This window comes from Rhodococcus sp. NPDC058639, assembly GCF_042717545.1.
GTDB lineage: Bacteria > Actinomycetota > Actinomycetes > Mycobacteriales > Mycobacteriaceae > Rhodococcus.
The window spans coordinates 89,325-105,928 of sequence record NZ_JBHXRF010000002.1 but is presented as its reverse complement, the minus strand read 5'-3'; the positions used below and the strand labels follow the sequence as shown (position 1 = coordinate 105,928).

Genomic DNA, 16,604 nt, shown 5'->3' with positions numbered 1-16,604 from the left:
GCAATTGCTAGGTAGGGAGCTACGTGAACACAACACCCGGAACCACGCCGGCCGCCCTCATCCGTGCCGTCGGCGACCACGCGAACGGACTCGCCGTCGTCGACGGCGAGACCCGTCTGACCTTCTCTGGATTGCACGACCATGTACGGGACTTCGCTGCCGCACTCGTGGCCCGCGGATTCCGGCCGGGTGACCGCGCCGCCATCTGGTCCCCCAACACTTTCCACTGGGAGATCGCCGCTTTGGGCGTGCAGTGGGCGGGCGGAGTCGTCGTCCCCGTCAACACCCGCTACACGGGTAGCGAAGCCGCCGACATCGTCGAGCGAGTGGGCGCCGCAGCCCTCGTGGTGGCCGGGGAATTCCTCGGCAGCGACCGTTTCGCCCAGTTGCGCGATGCCGCACCCGAACTCGTCGTCCCCACCGTCGTGCGGGTCCCGCTGGGCGGGAACGACGCTCCGCGCGACGACGTATTCGAGTGGGGCAACTTCCTGGCACTGGCGACCGAGGATCTGCGCGCCGAGGCCGACGCTCGCGCGAATGCCGTGCAACCCGACGATGTGGCCGACATCCTCTTCACTTCCGGCACCACCGGCCGCAGCAAAGGCGTGCTGAGCGCGCATCGCCAAACGATCGGTGTCGCCGACGCCTGGGGTGACTGTGCCGAACTGTCTCCCGACGACAACTATCTGATCATCAACCCGTTCTTCCACAGCTTCGGCTACAAGGCCGGGTTCGTCGCGGCACTGCTCAAGGGCGCGACGGTGGTCCCCATGGCGGTGTTCGACACCGAGAAGGTCATGGCGATCGTGTCACGGGAGAACATCAGCGTGCTTCCCGGAGCACCCACGATCTACCAGTCGATTCTCGATCACCCCCGGCGCGACGAGTACGACATGTCGACCCTCCGCATCGCGATCACGGGTGCCGCGCCGGTGCCCGTCGCCCTGGTCGAGCGCATGCAGCGGGAACTGAGCTTCGACGCGGTGCTCACCGCGTACGGGCAGACCGAAGCCGTGGTCGCCACGATGTGCCGGGTCGACGACGATCCGGTGACCGTGTCCACCTCCTCGGGCCGCGCCACCGCCGGCTTCGAGGTACGCATCGGCGAGAAGGACGAGATCCTGCTCCGCGGACCCAACGTGATGCTCGGGTACCTCGACGATCCCGAGGCGACCGCCGCCACCATCGACCCGGACGGATGGCTGCATACGGGCGACGTCGGCGTGCTCGACGAGCGCGGTTACCTCGACATCACCGACCGGCTCAAGGACATGTACATCAGCGGCGGGTTCAACGTGTACCCGGCGGAAGTCGAAGCCGCCTTGCTGCGTGTTCCCGGGGTGCACGAGGTGGCGGTCATCGGGGTGCCCGACGCGCGCATGGGCGAGGTCGGGCGGGCGTTCGTCGTCCCACTGGACGGGCAGCAGCCCACAGAGGACGACGTCATCGCGTATGCCAAAGAGAAACTCGCCAACTTCAAGGTTCCGCGGTCGGTCCGGTTCGTGGACGCACTGCCCCGAAACCCGTCCGGCAAGGTACTGAAAAACGTTCTGCGTGAGGAGAAGTCATGACCGTCCCATTCGAACCCGACGTCGTCACCTATGAGGTGCGCGACGGCGTCGCGATCGTCACTCTCAATCGTCCCGACTACCGCAACGCGCAGAACTCGGTCATGACCTACGCCTTGGACGCCGCATTCGAGCGGGCTGTCGAAGACGACGAGGTGAAGGTGATCGTGCTGGCCGGCAACGGTAAGCACTTCTCCGCCGGCCACGATCTCGGCACCCCGGGCCGCGACCACCACGTGCACTACGACAACAAGGCCGTCATGTGGTGGGACCACGTGGACAAGGCCGGCGGCGACCAGCGTTACGCCCGCGAGATGGAGGTGTATCTCGGGATGTGCCGCCGCTGGCGTGAGATCCCGAAGCCGACCATCGCGTCGGTGCAGGGTGCGTGCATCGCCGGCGGCCTCATGCTCGCGTGGGTGTGCGATCTGATCGTCGCTTCCGAGGACGCGTTCTTCTCCGATCCCGTGGTGCGCATGGGTATCCCGGGCGTCGAATACTTCGCGCATCCGTGGATTCTGGGAACGCGGTTCGCGAAGGAGATCCTCTACACCGGTGATCGCTTCAGCGCGCAGCGCGCCTACGAGGTGGGCATGGTCAGCCGGGTCGTTCCGCGCGAAGAACTCGAGTCCGAAACCCTCTCTCTCGCCTCGCGTATTGCCGAGATGCCGCGCTTCGGCCTGGCACTGACCAAGCGCGCCGTGAACCAGTGCGAAGACCAGATGGGCATGCGCAACGGCATGGATTCCGTCTTCGGCCTGCACCACTTCGCGCACGCGCACAACGCCGAGGTGGGCGCCGATTCGCTCGGCGGCATGAACGCCAAGTCGATGGCCGCGAGCGCGCGGCCCACCCAGGAAGGGAAGTAGTGGACCTCGAACTCGACGACGACACCCTCGCATTCCGCGACGAGGTGCGCGCGTTCCTGAAAGAGAACGTGCCGCAAGTTCCGCTGAAGTCCATGGACACCGCGGAAGGTTTCGAAGAACACCGCCGGTGGGAGCAGCAACTCGCCGACGCGCGGATGTCGGTGGTGTCCTGGCCGGCCGAACTCGGTGGCCGCGACGCGAATCTGCAGCAGTGGGTCGTGTTCGAAGAGGAGTACTACCGCGCGGGTGCGCCCGGACGGGTGAGCCAGAACGGCATCTTCCTGCTCGCCCCCACGCTCTTCGAACACGCGCACCCCGACCAGCTCGCACGGATCATGCCGCGCATGGCGCGCGCCGACGACATCTGGGCCCAGGCGTGGTCCGAACCCGAATCGGGAAGCGACCTCGCGTCGCTGCGCTCCACCGCGACCCGGGTCGACGGCGGCTGGCTGCTCAACGGCCAGAAGACCTGGAGCTCGCGTGCCTCGTACGCGGACATGGGTTTCGGTCTCTTCCGGTCAGACCCGGATGCACAGCGCCACAAGGGCATCACGTACTACATGTTCGATCTCCGGGCCGAGGGCGTCACCGTCCGGCCCATCCCCCAGCTCGACGGTGAGCCCGGATTCGCGGAGATCTTCCTCGAGAACGTCTTCGTGCCCGACGACCCTGCGAACCCCGGCGAGTCCGGAGTGATCGGCGCGGTCAACGAAGGCTGGCGGGTTGCCATGAGCACCGCGTCCAACGAACGCGGGCTGTCGCTGCGCTCCCCCGGCCGGTTCCTCGCGGCCACCGACCGCCTGCTGCGCAGCTACCGCGACTCCGACCTGCACGGCGACACGGCGACCCGCAACCGTGTGGCCGACGCGTGGATCGGCGCACGTGCCTACGAGCTGTCCACGTGGGCAACGGTCACCCGTCTGCAGAGTGGTGGCCAACTGGGTGCGGAATCGTCGATCAACAAGGTGTTCTGGTCCGAGTGGGACATCGCGACCCACGAGACCGCTCTCGGCCTGCAGGGACCGGACGCCGAACTCGTCGACGGCTGGACCGACGGCTACCTGTTCTCGCTGTCGGGCCCGATCTACGCCGGCACCAACGAAATCCAGAAGAACGTCATCGCCGAGCGGCTGCTCGGCCTTCCGAGGGGTGACCGATGAGATTCGCACTCGACGAGTCGCACGAAGACTTCGCGTCCAGCATCGACGCCCTGCTCACCAAGTCGGACATGCCCGCGGTGATCCGGGCCTGGAACACCGGTGACACCACCGCCGGTCTCGCAGTGTGGCAGCGACTCGCCGACACCGGCGTCAACGGATTGCTCGTCCCCGAAGAGCACGACGGCCTCGGTGCCGACGCGGTCGACCTCGTCGTTGCCCTCGAGCAGTTGGGCCGCCACGCCGTGCCCGGACCGGTCGTCGAGACCGTCGCGGTGGCGCCGGCGTTGCTCTCTGCCGTGGCACCCGAGAAACTCGCCGCGCTCGCGGGCGGGTCCCTCGCCACCGTCGCTTTCGCACCGCATGTCCCCTACGCGGTGGACACCGACATCGCCTCCCTGGTGCTGCACGTCGCCGACGGAACCGTATCGGTGGGCACCGCCGGACCTGCTCGCGAGTCGGTCGACCGGTCACGCCGCCTGTCCGAAGTCTCGCCGTCCGAGACACTCGGCACGACCGATACGGCAGCGGCGTTCGACATCGGTGTACTCGCGTCCGCCGCTCAGTTGCAGGGTCTCGGCCGGACGTTGCTCGACACCACCGTCGAATACGCGCAGCAGCGCAAGCAGTTCGGACGAGCGATCGGCTCCTTCCAGGCGATCAAGCATCACCTCGCCGAGGTGGCCGTGGGTCTGGAGATGGCTCGGCCGCTCCTGCACGGCGCCGCACTCGCGATGCGCGACGGGCTCCCGACCGCGTCGCGGGACGTCTCGGCCGCCAAGGTGGCCTGCGGGGATGCCGCGTACCGGGCCGCCCGCACCGCACTGCAAGTGCACGGCGCGATCGGATACACCCAGGAATACGACCTGTCGTTGTGGATCACCAAGGTCCGCGCCCTGGTCACCGCCTGGGGCACGCCGGACGCACACCGGGCGCGGATCGTCGAAGCGCTGGAGAAGGTCGAGGTGGCGTCGTGACGTTCGAATCCGAAGACCGCGCTGCACTGCGCGAGTCGGTGCGGATGCTGCTCGCCAAGCACTCCGACTCCGCCGCGGTGCGAAAAGCGATCGCCTCGCCCGACGGGTACGACGCCGACCTGTGGACGCGGCTCGTCGAGCAGGTCGGCGTGGCCGCGCTTGCGATCCCGGAGGAATACGACGGTGTCGGCGCGTCTCTCGCCGAAACCCATGTGGTCCTCGAGGAACTCGGCCGCACGCTCGCCCCCACGCCGTTCCTCGGCTCCGCGGTCCTTGCGGCGCAGGCGCTGCTGCTGTCCGGTGATGCCGACGCTGCGGGACGGCTGCTGCCGGGAATCGCCGCCGGCGAGATCGTGGCCGTGTGCTGGGCGTCGAAGTCCGGCTGGGACACCCCCGGTGTCGTCGCCGACGGTGACGTCCTGACCGGCACCGCTCACTACGTGCTCGGTGGCGACGTCGCGTCGGCACTGCTCGTGCTGGCCACCGACGGCGACACGACCGCGTTGTTCGAGGTGGACCCCGCAGCGGAGGGCGTGACGCGCCGCCGGGTTCCCACGATGGATCCCACCCGCAGTCTGGCGGAGGTCTCGTTCTCCGAGGTCACAGGTACACGCGTGCCGTGTCCTTCCGATCTCGTCGAGCGACTGCGGTCGGTCGCGGTGATCGCGGTGTCGGCCGAACAGGTCGGGGCGGCGCAGGCCGCGCTCGATCTCACGGTCGAGTACACCAAGAACCGCAAGCAGTTCGGCCGGGTGATCGGCTCGTTCCAGGCACTCAAGCACCGCATGGCCGACATGTACGCGCTGGTCGAGACCGCGCGGTCGATGTCGTACGCGGCCGCACTGTCGCAGGACCCGCAGGACGCGTACGCCGCCAAGGTCTACTGTTCGGAGGCCTTCGAGCAGGTCGCGTCGGAAACGATCCAGTTGCACGGCGGTATCGCCATCACATGGGAGCACGACGCGCAGTTGTACTTCAAGCGTGCCCACGGCACCGCCCAGTTGTTCGGTCCGCCACGCGCGTATCTACAGGCGATCGCAGGCTGACCGGGAGTACATCTTTCGTCCGTGCCGATTCTCCATGCCTGGAGCGCGCCACCTCGTAGCCCTGCCCCACGGCTCGGGGTGGCGCACCCGGCGTGCACGGATGATTGAGCCGGAGCCGCAGTGGTTAGCCTTGAAAGATGACGACTCCCGACATCACGCTGAATTCCGGAACCACGATCCCGCAGCTCGGCCTGGGAGTGTGGCAGGCCGACAACGAGGAAACCGAGAGCGCAGTCCGATTCGCGCTGGACGAGGCCGGATACCGGCACATCGACACGGCAGCCGCGTACGGCAACGAAGAAGGCGTCGGCCGGGGTCTCTCCTCGTCGTCCGTCCCGCGTGAGGACATCTTCCTCACGACGAAGCTCTGGAATTCCGACCAGGGCTACGACCGGGCGCTGGCAGCGTTCGACGAGAGCCTCACCCGTCTGGGCACCGACTACGTGGATCTGTACCTCATCCACTGGCCGTTGCAGGACAACGACCGGCTGCTGCGCACCTGGGAGGCGCTCGAGAAGATCGCCGAATCCGGTAAGGCGAAAGCCATCGGCGTGTGCAACTTCGAGCCGCATCATCTCCAGTTGCTCGTCGACCGCGGCGGCATGCTGCCGGCGGTCGATCAGGTGGAACTCCACCCGCATCTCCCCCAGCACGAAATCCGCACCTTCGCGTCCGAGCACGGCATCGCCGTCGAATCGTGGAGCCCGCTCGGCGGCACCAGCAACGCCGGCTGGGGGCCGCTCTCGAAGCCGAACACCCTTCTCACCGACCCGATCATCACGCGGATCGCGGACCGGCACAGCGTGTCGCCGGCACAGGTGCTCATCCGCTGGCACCTGCAGAACGGACTCATCGTCATCCCGAAGTCCGTCCACAACGATCGCATCACCCAGAACATCGACGTGTTCGATTTCGAACTCGACGACCTCGACCTGAGCGAGATCGCGACGCTCGACGACGGTGTCCGGGTCGGGATGCATCCGGACGAGATGAACATGGGCGCTCCGGCCTGATCCCTTCCCTTCCGGGAGTAGAACGTGTTCTCATTGCTGCACGCGTTCCACGTCCCGGAGAGGCAGCGATGAGCGAGACGACCACCCATTCGATCCTGGGAACTCCGGTAGAGATGCCGGTGCAGGTCCGGGCCGCGACCGCATTCATGGGCGTGTTCTCGGTTCCTGCCGCACGTGCGCAAGCCCTGATCGCCCCCACCGGCCTCGATATCCTGCAGTACCGGCCGGGGCGAGGTCTGTGCACGCTGGTGTTCGTCGACTACATCGACGGTGATCTCGGACCGTACAACGAGTTCGGAGTCTGCTTCCTCGTCCGCGATCACGAGCGGCCGGGTGGGGGCGTGGTGCAGGACGTACGGCAGTTGGTGACCGGTGGTGCCGGTGCGCTGATCCACCGCCTGCCCGTGGACGGAGACTTCACCCTCGCGGCCGGTCGCGGCATCTGGGGTTTCCCGAAGACCTTGGCCGACTTCGACGCCGATCACCGGGGCACCGTCAAACGAGGTTCGGTGAGCGCCGACGGAGCGCTCATCGCGAAAATGACCGTAGCGCCCGGGATCGCGCTTCCCGGAAAGGGGATCGCCGCCTCTCTTGCCGCCTACTCCCACCTCGACGGGACGACGCGCCGCACGACCTGGTCCATGAATCCCAGTGGGGTGCGCACCCGGCCGGGAGGAGCCACGCTCGAACTCGGATCGCATCCCATCGCGGACGAACTGCGGTCGCTCGGACTTCCTCGTCGCGCGCTCGTGACCTCGTCCATTCCGGATCTGAAGATGACGTTCGGCGACGCCACGCGGGTGAATTCCTAGGCCGCTGCCTTGCTAGAGCACGGCCCCGTCGCCGGCGCCCTGGAGTCCGCGGAGACGGCGCACGGCGTCGTCGAGGTGCTCGTCGAGCATGCGGTGCACATGGTCGGCCGGTGCGGACCGGATCGCGGTGCGCAACACGACGTGCTCGTCGACCTGCTCGCCGAGTACGGGATAGGTGGTCTGCAGCGCACCCAGGCACATCCGCGTCTCGACAAGAAGGGTGCGCGCCGCCCGGATGAGTCGCGGGCTCGAAGAACTCGCCACCAGAATTTCGTGGAAGCGCTGATCGCCGTCGGACACACCGGCCGGATCGTCGCGCTCGGCGGCAGCGCGCATCGCGTCGACCGCGGGGCCGAGGTCGTGCCACGCCTGTTCCCGGCGACCTTCGAGGATCAGTTCGAGGGCGCCACCCTCGATGACCCGGCGGCTCCGGTAGATGTCGACGACGTCGTCGAAAGTCAGTTCGGTGACGAAGATTCCGCGATTCCGGATGCTGTAGAGCAGCCCCTCCGAGAGGAGGCGCTGCATGGCCTCGCGAAGCGGTCCGCGCGACACCGCGAAATGCGTCGCGAGTTCGGTTTCCCCCAACTGGGTGCCCGGCGCAAGCGCGCCCTTGACGATCGCAGACCGAAGCTGTTCCGCGATGAGTTCCGCTGTCGACGGTCGCGCGACAGGCCGGAGATCGTCGAGATCACCGAGCGCCATGATCGATACCTTCCTCGAACAAAATGCCCAGTTCCGGGCGCATCACTGTACATCCGGCCAGTCGCAGGCCCTGCCACACCGTCACCTGATTTGCGGTGAGAACCGGCTTCCCGACGTGCTTTTCGAGCTCCCGAAGAATGCGCAGGGTGTGCATCGCGGTATCGGGGACGAGGAGCACGTCGGCGTCCGGATGGTCGCCGGCCGCGGCGAGGTCCAGCACGTCGTCCGCGGAGAGCGTGCCCACCTGAGCGGCCGTGTCGATGCCCGCGACGCCGAACGACACCACGTCGCTACCTGTCGCGGTGAGAAACTCGACGAACAGTGCGCCGACATCACGGGGATAGCTGGCGGCCACCGCGACGCGCGTCGAACCCAAGGCCGTCAACGCCTCGACGAATGCGAAGCTCGTGCTGGATGCGGGCACGCCCCCGGCCGCGACAGACAAGTCGTCGACCTGCGTGCGCGCACCCTCTACTCCGTAGACGAAACTGCCCGATGTGCACGCCCACATCACCGAATCCGGGTTCTCCGGCGCCAACTGGGCGGCACCGGCCGCGAGTTTCCGCGGACCGCCCAGGTCGAGCAACTCGGGTACCGCGTGCAGATCGGTGCCGTAGATATGGGCGACGGGAAAAGCGGCGCCGACGAGTTCTGCGGCGAACACGTAGTCGTCTTCTGCGGCATGGCCGGGGTAGATGATCCCCACTTTCACGGAACGGTCCTGCTGCATCAGAAAACACCTCTCAGCCATTTGCCCGGTCCGGTCATCGGTAATCTCATCCGCCCGAGACATGCCCAGATGGTGAGCTGGTTCGCTGTGAGCACGGGCTTGCCGAGTTCCCGCTCGAGCGGGGCGATGAGGTCGTAGGTGGGCAGATTGGTGCAGCTGACGAAGATCGCTTCGGAATCGGGGCTGTCCGCGGCAATGATGCGCTCGGCGATGGTGCGGTAGTTGACTTTCCAGATGCCGCCGCCGAGACCCAGGTGGGTCGACCGGACCACCTCTGTTCCGGCTTCGGCAAGAAAGCCGTGCAGGAGTTTCGTCAATCGCTCGTCGTAGGGGGTGATCACCGAGATCCGGGTGAGGTCGAGGTCGTGCAGCGCTTCGAGTAGCGCCCCGGAAGTGGTGACCGCGCAGGGGGCTCCGGCTTCGCAGATGGCGTCACACAAGGTCTTCTCGTATCCGATGCCTTTGATGAAGCTGCCGGAGGTGCACAGATAGGCGACCACTTCCGGTTCCACGTGCAGCACGTCTCGGGTAGCGGTGACGAGGTGTCTTCGCTCCGAAACCAATTCGGCCATCTCCAGACTGACCGGGACCGGTTCGTAGGGTGTCCGCGCCAGATGCAGACTCACCTCGAGCGGTGCCCAACGCCATAGTTCGCGCTCGAGAGCGAGATCGAAAGGCGCGATGATGCCTACTCCCCGCTGCGCCAGAGGCCCCTCGAATTCGGGGATGTCCAGTTCCATGCAGTCCCCCGAACGACGTCCATTTCCGGCAATCCCCCGGCAGGTGAGATTGTTGACAATCATACGATGCGCTCATACGGTGTCAACGTGAACGCGAACCCGGTCGTGGCAGTGCTTCATGCCGAAGCCCTGCCCACCGCGGCGCGGATGTCACCGGTCGCCGAGCATGCGACCATTCGCTATACCAAGCGCGAGGGACTGGCCGGCGCTCTCGACGGCGCCGACGTCCTGTTCGTCTACGACTTCCAGTCCGACGCCCTCCCCGACGCGTGGCACGCGGCGAACGCACTCTCCTGGGTTCACGCGGCCTCGGCCGGAGTCGATCCGCTGATGTTTCCCGAGTTGGTCGACAGCGACGTCACGGTCACCAACTCACGCGGAATCTTCGACGTTCCGATCGCGGAATATGTTCTGGCTCAAATACTGTCGTTCGCCAAAGGCATCCCGGAATCTCTGCGCCTGCAACGAGACCACACGTGGAGACACCGCGATTCCGAGCGCATCGCCGGTCGCAGCGTCCTGGTTGTGGGCACCGGACCGATCGGGCGGGCCATCGCACGACTCCTCACCGCCGCGGGGATGAAGGTCAGCGGGTCCGGTCGCCGCAGCAGGGTCGGCGACCCGGACTTCGGCACCGTCACCGCAACCGAGGATCTCCCGGCGGCGCTGGCCGTGGCCGACTTCGTCGTGCTCGCAGCCCCTCTCACCGACAGCACCCACGGATTGTTCGATGCCGAGTTGTTCGGGTCCGTGAAGCGCGGCGCACGGTTGGTCAACGTCGGTCGCGGTGAACTCGTGCGCACCGATGACCTCGTCGACGCACTCCGCTCGGGCGTGCTCGCGGGCGCTGCGCTCGATGTCGTCGATCCCGAACCGCTGCCGCGCGACCACCCTCTGTGGGATCTTCCCGGTGTAGTCGTCACCCCGCACAACGCGGGCGACTTCGTCGGGTGGCAGGACACGCTCGTCGACGCATTCGCCGACAATTTCCGCCGCTGGAGAGCAGGATTGCCACTCGAGAATGTCGTGGACAAGCGACTCGGTTACGTGCCGAGTTCGTGAGGGGCGGTGTGCCCGGGCAGAACCCGGCACACCACCCGGACAAGGAGAACACGATGAACCCCACCGACATGACCGCCGTCGAACTCGTCACCGCGTTCTCCTCCGGTGAGCTGTCGCCGGTCGAAGCCGCGCGTGCGGTGTTCGACGAGATCGCCGCACGCGACGGTGAGATCAACGCCTATTGCCTCGTCGAGGAAGAGAGGGCGCTCGCTCAGGCCCGTCGTTCCGAGGAGCGCTGGCGCACCGGATATTCCAAGGGTCTCCTGGACGGTGTGCCGATCTCGATCAAGGATGTGTTCCTCACCGCGGGATGGCCGACGTTGCGGGGTTCCCAAGCCGTCGACGAACATCAGCCGTGGCACGTGGACAGCCCGGTGACCGCCAGGCTGCGTGAGGACGGCATGGTGTTCGTCGGCAAGACCACGACGCCCGAAATCGCCTGGAAGGCCGTCACCGATTCGGCGCTGTACGGGATCACCCGCAATCCTGCCGATACGACGAAGACCGCCGGTGGCTCGTCGGGCGGGAGCGCCGCGGCGGTCGCGGCCGGATTCGGCCCGTGCTCCGTCGGCACCGACGGTGGCGGGAGCATTCGGATCCCCGCCGCGTTCTGCGGAGTCGTGGGATTCAAACCCACCCACGGACGGATCCCGCTGTTTCCGGCCAGTCCGTTCGGCCCACTAGCCCACGCCGGACCGATCACCCGGACGGTCGAGGACGCGGCCCTGCTCACCGACATCCTGTCGCTTCCCGATCACCGCGATCCCACGGCGCTTGCGCCCCCGATCATGACCTTCCGAGGTGCGCTCCAGCGGGAGGTACTGGGCATGGGCATCGCGTATTCGAAGACCCTCGGATACGTGACGGTCGATCCGGAAGTCGGCGACATCGTCGACGCAGCGGTACGAAAACTCGACGAGGCCGGACTCCCGGTGACCGAAGCCGACCCAGGTTTCGGCGACCCCCTCGAGGCCTTCGAGATCATGTGGGCCGCGGGCGCGGCCGCGATGCTGGCGTCCTTCCCCGAAGGCACCCGGAACAAGGTGGACCCCGGCCTGGGCGCGGTCTGGGAGCGAGGCGAGCACCTACGCGCCGTCGACTATCTGGATGCGCGGGCGGTCGCAGCGAGCCTCGGAATCGCGATGGGCCACTTCCACCAGACACACAACATGCTCCTCACCCCCACGGTGCCGATCACCGCATTCGAGGCGGGTCACGACGTTCCCCCGGGCTCCTCCGCGAGCGGGTGGCCGCAGTGGACGCCGTTCAGCTACCCGTTCAACCTCACCCAGCAACCGGCGATCAGCATCCCGGCCGGCACGACGGCCGCCGGCCTGCCGGTGGGCCTGCAGATCGTCGGACCGCGCCACTCCGACGACCTGCTGCTCGCGGTCGCCCGATTCGCCGAATACGCGCTGAGCTAGTGCGACGTCACGGCGCGAGCACGTAGCGGCCGCGCACCCCGCCCGCAGCGACTGCGCGGTGGGCATCGGGGGCCGCCTCGAGCGGCACGACGGAATGCACCCGCGCCGGGAGGCCACCCGACGCGGCCCGCACGAGCAGATCGCCCAGCCGGGCGCCGTCGGGGCGCGTTTCCACGGCCGATACCGAGATTCCGCGTTCGGCGGCCGGAACCGCGTTCGGCTTGACGCCGACGAATCTCCCCCCGTCACGAACCACCTCGAGCGCCCGTTCCTGCAGTGAGGCAGCGTCGGCGACCGCGTCCCAGCCCGGCTCTGTGTGCGGAGCGAATCGGGCGCCCAGACTCCGCACGAACTCCCCGTCCTCGGGCCGCGCAAGGCCCGTTACCTCCCATCCCCGTTCGGGCGCGAGTGCGAGAAGATAGCCACCCACCGCGCCTGCTGCCCCGGTCACGAGGAGCCGGTGTGAGTCGGTGGGTGGGTCACCGAGCAGGTCGAGCATCTGCACGGCGGCCAGCCCGTTGACCGGCAATGTCGATGCCGTGGCCAGATCCAGTCCGTCCGGGACGACGGCGAGGCCGGCGACCGGCACGACGACTTGTTCGGCGTACGTGCCGTAGTCGCGATCGAAGCCGCCCACCATGCCGGCGACGCGGGTGCCGATCTCCAGGTCCACACCTGGGCCGGAGTCGAGCACTGTGCCGGCGAACTCCCATCCCAGCCCCGTGTATTCGGGCTGGTCGATCAGGCCGATCGTGTGGAAGAACCCGTCCGCGACCCCGAGATCGACCGGATTGACGGGTGCGCCGGCGATCCCGACCCGAACCTGCCCGGGTCCCGGTCGCACGACGGGAACGTCGATGATCTCGATCGAGCCGGGCCCGTTCGGAGTGCGCACCACGGCGGTGCGGAAAGTCGATGTGTTCATCGGTTGCTCCTCGGCACTTGTATCGAAATGACTCTCCGCTTCATCATGGATAGGTAGCTCTCCGGCGGGAAGTACGCACTCCGAAGTGCGTAAGGCACCCACCGGTAGGAAGGAGCACTCATGCCGACCATGACCGCGGCTCAGAAGCGAGCGCAAGTACAGGCGGAGTACGACGCATTCCTGGCGGAGTGCCCCAGCCGTCAGCTGCTCGCGCGTATCTCGGACAAGTGGGTGGCGTTGATTCTCGCCGCGCTCGGGAGTGACGGGCCCTCCCGCCCCGGTGACGAATGCAGCGGCGAACCACGAGCGATGCGCTACTCGGAACTGTCACGCAGGCTTGCGGGGGTCAGTCAGAAGATGCTCACGCAGACACTGCGCTCACTCGAGCGCGACGGCCTCGTGACGCGCACCGTCGCCCCGACCGTGCCCGTCACGGTCACGTACGAACTCACCGAACTCGGACTGTCGCTCCACCAGGTGATACGCGGGATCAAGGCGTGGGCCGAGGCCCACATGGACGAGGTGCTCGCGCACCGTGAACAGTACGACGCGGAGGAGTGACGAGGGACGGGACGTGATCACCCACGGGCGAACGTCAGCGTCTCCCCCGCTGCGCCCTCCATCCACAGGTCGTTGCACGCCACCGCGAGGTCGGTCAAGCCCTCCTCGATGGTCGCGAACACGTTGCCCGGCACCCACCCCACATCGCCGTTGAGGAGCAGATTGTTCCGCCCGTAGAAGAGTGCCAGATCGGTAGCACCCTGCGCCGCATGCGCTTCCGATCCCGGCTCGTATCCGTATGCGGAGTTCCCGATCTCCCACGGTTCGAAATCGAACAGGCACACGTCTCCGGGGATCGGGGTCACCGTCGGATTCTCCCGATGCGGAGCCGCCGTGATGCGCGGAACGAGGGTGTACACCTCGTTGCGTGCGTATTTCGCATGGAATGCGGACCCGTTCTGCGGCAGAACATTCCACACCGCGTCGCAGGTCAGCGGAGCCTCCGCTTCGAGCAGTCGTGCGCGACAGGAGATGCCGCGCTTGTCGAGGGAAATGGTGATGAACCGGGCCACAGGATCTCCTTCGTACGCGTGACAGTTCAGATCTCGGCGAGAACCTCCGACCAGATATCGAGTGCCTCCTCGATCTGCTCTCCGGTCACGATCAGCGGAGGGATCATGCGTACCACGTTCATGTAGGCGCCGCAGGTCAACAGCAACAACCCTTTTCGTGCGGCTGCGTGCTGTGCTGCTGTGGCGCCGTCGCGGTCGGGTGCACCGTCGGCACCGGTGAACTCGGATCCGACCATGAGCCCGAGTCCACGAACGTCACCGACGGCGGGCGTCGCCCGCGTCTGCGCACCCGCCAGCAACTCGTCCCCGCGCAGCGCCGCGTTCGTCACGAGTCCTTCCTTCCGGATCACCTCGAGTGTGGCGACCGCCGCCGCGCACGACACCGCGTTGGCTCCGTAGGTTCCGCCCTGCGATCCCGGCCGGGCACGAGACATGAGTTCTTCGGAGGCCGCGATGCCGGACAACGGAAATCCGCTCGCGAGTCCCTTTGCCATCGTGATCACATCCGGACGCACGTCGAAGTGCTGGTGCCCGAAGAACTTTCCGGTGCGCCCGAATCCTGTCTGGATCTCGTCGAACACGAGGAGGATGCCGTATCTGTCGGCACGCTCCCGCAGACCCTGGAAGAAGCGGACGTTGCCCGGGATGTAGCCGCCTTCGCCGAGCACGGGTTCGACGACGAATGCTGCCGTTTCGTCGGGCGCGGTGACGGTGGCGAAGAGGTAATCCAGTTCTCGGAGCGCGAAATCCGTTGCCTCGTCTACGCTCCACCCGTACCGGTAGGCGGTGGGGAACGGCGCGACATGCACGCCTCCCATCAACGGCGAGAAGCCTGCGGAGAACCGGGTGCCCGACGTCGTCATCGACGCGGCGGCGACCGTCCGGCCGTGGAACCCGCCGTGGAAGACGACCACGTTGGGACGACCTGTCGCCTGCCGCACGAGACGCAGCGCTGCTTCGACAGCCTCGCTGCCGGAGTTCGCAAAGAACAGTGAATCGAGACCTTCGGGCAATACCGGACCCAGTGCCTCGACGAGTTCGAGGAGCGGCCGGTGCATCACGGTCGTGTACTGGCCGTGGATCAGGGTAGCGACCTGCCGCTGCGCCGCCTCGACCACATGCGGATGACAGTGCCCGGTACCGGTGACACCGATACCGGCGGTGAAGTCGAGGTAGCGACGCCCGTCGCTGCCGTACAGATAACAACCCGACGCGTGGTCCACGGTGACCGGGGTGGCTTGCAGGAGAAGTGGTGACAGTCGTGCCATGAGGGCCCTCCCGGGATACACCTACCGAATTCGGGCACTTGCTCTTGTCGGATTGTTGACAATATGCATAACATGGGTCCACGCCGAAGGCAACGGCACGCGGGAGAACCGCATCCGAAGCGGGCCGGTCGAACTCGACCGAGGTGTGGTCGGGCCGGCCACCCCGTCCGCGGCGGTCGGCTTCGCCGCGCCCAGGGAGTTTCATCGGTCCGCGAGCAGGGAATGCCCTCAGCGACAACAGCGCCGACCGATGAGGCAATGATGATTACGAACAACGAACTCGATACCCTCGCTCGTGCCACCGCATACGGTCCGGACGGCACCAAATTAGGAAAAGTCGGCGAGGTATATCTCGACAACAGAACCGGGGAGCCGGGCTGGATCACGGTGGTGACCGGACTGTTCGGCACCCGCCGTCACTTCGTCCCCGTCGACGACGCCACCCTCGACGACTCGGGTGTGCATGTGCCGTTCGACAAGGACACGGTGACAGGCGCGCCGAATGTCGAGGAGAACGGCGAACTCACGCCCCTCGAAGAAGACGAACTGTACCGCTACTACAGCGGCGCTCACGAGAGCGATTCCGCGTCCACCGACGCGCATCGGAACCCGGCCGCCGGACGATCCGGTGACACGGATCGAATCGGTGACACGGATCGAATCGGTCATACGGATCGACCCGGTGACGCAGGCCGGACAGGCACGCTGCCCCCCGACGCCGCACGCGAAGGCATCGCAGGCAACTACCGTCCCTCGCACGACACCCAGCGCGACAATCCGCTGCAGCACTCGGTTCCCGGCGACACCGCCTCCACCCCGTCGTCCCCTTCGGGCACGGCACGTGGCGTCTCCGACTCCGGAGACCGGACAACCGGATCGCCGTCCCAGGGCTTCGGAGATTCGGGATCGTCCGGGCACTCTCACAACCCGACTCCGGGCACCCTGTCCACCCCCACCCCCGGCACGCATTCCATCCCCTCCACGGCCGATACGCACACGAGCCACCGCACCTCCGACGATCTCCGGGGTAACGTGACCCCGGATACCCGTATCGGGGAGAGTGCCGACACTCGCCGTACCGGCACTCCGGACGCCCGTCCCGGCGGGGACCGCGACCGGAACAAGGAAAACAAGGGTCACGGCGACGAGCCGCGCAAGCCGCGCCTGGTGAAGCGCGTGGTGACCACGGAGTACTACGAAGAGGATCCCGACGGCTCCACGCAGTCCTGACATTC

General features: G+C 66.9%; 17 protein-coding genes. 11 read left to right on the top strand and 6 right to left on the bottom strand.

The genetic code is table 11. The annotated features are described in order from the left end of the window. Positions 1 to 23 precede the first annotated feature (23 nt). The 7 genes from ACFWU2_RS03470 (at position 24) to ACFWU2_RS03440 (ending at position 7,442) form a co-directional block, all read left to right on the top strand. On the top strand, positions 24 to 1,571 hold the full coding sequence (locus ACFWU2_RS03470; protein ID WP_378600782.1) for a FadD3 family acyl-CoA ligase: 1,548 nt from the start codon (positions 24 to 26) through the stop codon (positions 1,569 to 1,571). Beyond that, the gene (locus ACFWU2_RS03465) at positions 1,568 to 2,437 is read left to right on the top strand and encodes an enoyl-CoA hydratase (protein WP_169623082.1); all 870 of its coding nucleotides are present in this window, start codon (positions 1,568 to 1,570) and stop codon (positions 2,435 to 2,437) included. The genes ACFWU2_RS03470 and ACFWU2_RS03465 overlap by 4 nt, the downstream gene beginning before the upstream one ends. Continuing rightward, positions 2,437 to 3,597, top strand: a complete 1,161-nt coding sequence (locus ACFWU2_RS03460) for an acyl-CoA dehydrogenase family protein (protein ID WP_378600779.1) — start codon at positions 2,437 to 2,439, stop codon at positions 3,595 to 3,597. The genes ACFWU2_RS03465 and ACFWU2_RS03460 overlap by 1 nt, the downstream gene beginning before the upstream one ends. Next, positions 3,594 to 4,571 (top strand): acyl-CoA dehydrogenase family protein, encoded by a 978-nt coding sequence (locus tag ACFWU2_RS03455; RefSeq protein ID WP_378600776.1) that lies wholly within the window; start codon positions 3,594 to 3,596, stop codon positions 4,569 to 4,571. Before ACFWU2_RS03460 ends, ACFWU2_RS03455 begins: the two co-directional genes overlap by 4 nt. Beyond that, positions 4,568 to 5,617, top strand: coding sequence for an acyl-CoA dehydrogenase family protein (locus ACFWU2_RS03450; protein WP_378600773.1), 1,050 nt, complete (start codon positions 4,568 to 4,570; stop codon positions 5,615 to 5,617). Before ACFWU2_RS03455 ends, ACFWU2_RS03450 begins: the two co-directional genes overlap by 4 nt. 137 nt (positions 5,618 to 5,754) lie before the next feature. Further along, positions 5,755 to 6,630 carry an aldo/keto reductase gene (locus tag ACFWU2_RS03445; protein WP_378600770.1) on the top strand — a complete coding sequence of 292 codons (876 nt, stop codon included), beginning with the start codon at positions 5,755 to 5,757 and terminating at the stop codon, positions 6,628 to 6,630. A 68-nt stretch (positions 6,631 to 6,698) separates the two neighbouring features. Then, entirely contained in the window at positions 6,699 to 7,442 is a 744-nt protein-coding gene (locus ACFWU2_RS03440; RefSeq protein ID WP_378600767.1) for an acetoacetate decarboxylase family protein, read from the top strand. A 12-nt stretch (positions 7,443 to 7,454) separates the two neighbouring features. On the opposite strand, the gene ACFWU2_RS03435 is transcribed toward ACFWU2_RS03440, so the two are convergent. The 3 genes from ACFWU2_RS03435 to ACFWU2_RS03425 are packed head-to-tail and all read right to left on the bottom strand — an operon-like array spanning position 7,455 to position 9,617. Continuing rightward, on the bottom strand, positions 7,455 to 8,147 hold the full coding sequence (locus ACFWU2_RS03435; RefSeq protein ID WP_378600764.1) for a GntR family transcriptional regulator: 693 nt from the start codon (positions 8,145 to 8,147) through the stop codon (positions 7,455 to 7,457). Next, positions 8,134 to 8,877, bottom strand: a complete 744-nt coding sequence (locus tag ACFWU2_RS03430) for a maleate cis-trans isomerase (RefSeq protein ID WP_378600761.1) — start codon at positions 8,875 to 8,877, stop codon at positions 8,134 to 8,136. Before ACFWU2_RS03430 ends, ACFWU2_RS03435 begins: the two co-directional genes overlap by 14 nt. Beyond that, the gene (locus ACFWU2_RS03425) at positions 8,877 to 9,617 is read right to left on the bottom strand and encodes an Asp/Glu/hydantoin racemase (protein ID WP_378600758.1); all 741 of its coding nucleotides are present in this window, start codon (positions 9,615 to 9,617) and stop codon (positions 8,877 to 8,879) included. Before ACFWU2_RS03425 ends, ACFWU2_RS03430 begins: the two co-directional genes overlap by 1 nt. A gap of 87 nt (positions 9,618 to 9,704) precedes the next feature. Between ACFWU2_RS03425 and ACFWU2_RS03420 the strand changes: the two genes are divergently transcribed. Next, the gene (locus ACFWU2_RS03420; RefSeq protein ID WP_378600755.1) at positions 9,705 to 10,679 is read left to right on the top strand and encodes a D-2-hydroxyacid dehydrogenase; all 975 of its coding nucleotides are present in this window, start codon (positions 9,705 to 9,707) and stop codon (positions 10,677 to 10,679) included. 53 nt (positions 10,680 to 10,732) lie between these two features. Then, positions 10,733 to 12,103: an amidase gene (locus ACFWU2_RS03415; protein ID WP_378600752.1), complete on the top strand. Its 1,371-nt coding sequence runs from the start codon at positions 10,733 to 10,735 to the stop codon at positions 12,101 to 12,103. 7 nt (positions 12,104 to 12,110) lie between these two features. On the opposite strand, the gene ACFWU2_RS03410 is transcribed toward ACFWU2_RS03415, so the two are convergent. Then, entirely contained in the window at positions 12,111 to 13,028 is a 918-nt protein-coding gene (locus tag ACFWU2_RS03410; RefSeq protein ID WP_378600749.1) for an NADP-dependent oxidoreductase, read from the bottom strand. 120 nt (positions 13,029 to 13,148) lie between these two features. Between ACFWU2_RS03410 and ACFWU2_RS03405 the strand changes: the two genes are divergently transcribed. Continuing rightward, the gene (locus tag ACFWU2_RS03405; RefSeq protein ID WP_378600746.1) at positions 13,149 to 13,589 is read left to right on the top strand and encodes a winged helix-turn-helix transcriptional regulator; all 441 of its coding nucleotides are present in this window, start codon (positions 13,149 to 13,151) and stop codon (positions 13,587 to 13,589) included. 17 nt (positions 13,590 to 13,606) lie between these two features. Here the strand turns inward: ACFWU2_RS03405 and ACFWU2_RS03400 are convergent, their stop codons facing one another. Continuing rightward, on the bottom strand, positions 13,607 to 14,101 hold the full coding sequence (locus ACFWU2_RS03400; RefSeq protein ID WP_378600743.1) for a DUF3830 family protein: 495 nt from the start codon (positions 14,099 to 14,101) through the stop codon (positions 13,607 to 13,609). Positions 14,102 to 14,127: 26 nt separating this feature from the next. Beyond that, complete coding sequence (locus ACFWU2_RS03395; RefSeq protein WP_378600740.1) at positions 14,128 to 15,369, bottom strand: aspartate aminotransferase family protein; 1,242 nt, start codon at positions 15,367 to 15,369, stop codon at positions 14,128 to 14,130. Positions 15,370 to 15,627: 258 nt separating this feature from the next. On the opposite strand from ACFWU2_RS03395, the gene ACFWU2_RS03390 reads away from it, so the two are divergent. Further along, positions 15,628 to 16,599: a PRC-barrel domain-containing protein gene (locus ACFWU2_RS03390; protein ID WP_378600737.1), complete on the top strand. Its 972-nt coding sequence runs from the start codon at positions 15,628 to 15,630 to the stop codon at positions 16,597 to 16,599. Positions 16,600 to 16,604: the final 5 nt, after the last annotated feature.

Excerpts from the sequence above, each read along its gene's own strand:
- ACFWU2_RS03405 (WP_378600746.1), top strand. The coding sequence starts at position 13,149 with ATGCCGACCATGACCGCGGCTCAGAAGCGAGCGCAAGTACAGGCGGAG.
- ACFWU2_RS03435 (WP_378600764.1), bottom strand. The coding sequence starts at position 8,147 with ATGGCGCTCGGTGATCTCGACGATCTCCGGCCTGTCGCGCGACCGTCG.
- ACFWU2_RS03410 (WP_378600749.1), bottom strand. The coding sequence starts at position 13,028 with ATGAACACATCGACTTTCCGCACCGCCGTGGTGCGCACTCCGAACGGG.
- ACFWU2_RS03415 (WP_378600752.1), top strand. The coding sequence starts at position 10,733 with ATGAACCCCACCGACATGACCGCCGTCGAACTCGTCACCGCGTTCTCC.
- ACFWU2_RS03430 (WP_378600761.1), bottom strand. The coding sequence starts at position 8,877 with ATGCAGCAGGACCGTTCCGTGAAAGTGGGGATCATCTACCCCGGCCAT.
- ACFWU2_RS03425 (WP_378600758.1), bottom strand. The coding sequence starts at position 9,617 with ATGGAACTGGACATCCCCGAATTCGAGGGGCCTCTGGCGCAGCGGGGA.
- ACFWU2_RS03455 (WP_378600776.1), top strand. The coding sequence starts at position 3,594 with ATGAGATTCGCACTCGACGAGTCGCACGAAGACTTCGCGTCCAGCATC.
- ACFWU2_RS03390 (WP_378600737.1), top strand. The coding sequence starts at position 15,628 with ATGATGATTACGAACAACGAACTCGATACCCTCGCTCGTGCCACCGCA.
- ACFWU2_RS03465 (WP_169623082.1), top strand. The coding sequence starts at position 1,568 with ATGACCGTCCCATTCGAACCCGACGTCGTCACCTATGAGGTGCGCGAC.
- ACFWU2_RS03395 (WP_378600740.1), bottom strand. The coding sequence starts at position 15,369 with ATGGCACGACTGTCACCACTTCTCCTGCAAGCCACCCCGGTCACCGTG.
- ACFWU2_RS03440 (WP_378600767.1), top strand. The coding sequence starts at position 6,699 with ATGAGCGAGACGACCACCCATTCGATCCTGGGAACTCCGGTAGAGATG.
- ACFWU2_RS03445 (WP_378600770.1), top strand. The coding sequence starts at position 5,755 with ATGACGACTCCCGACATCACGCTGAATTCCGGAACCACGATCCCGCAG.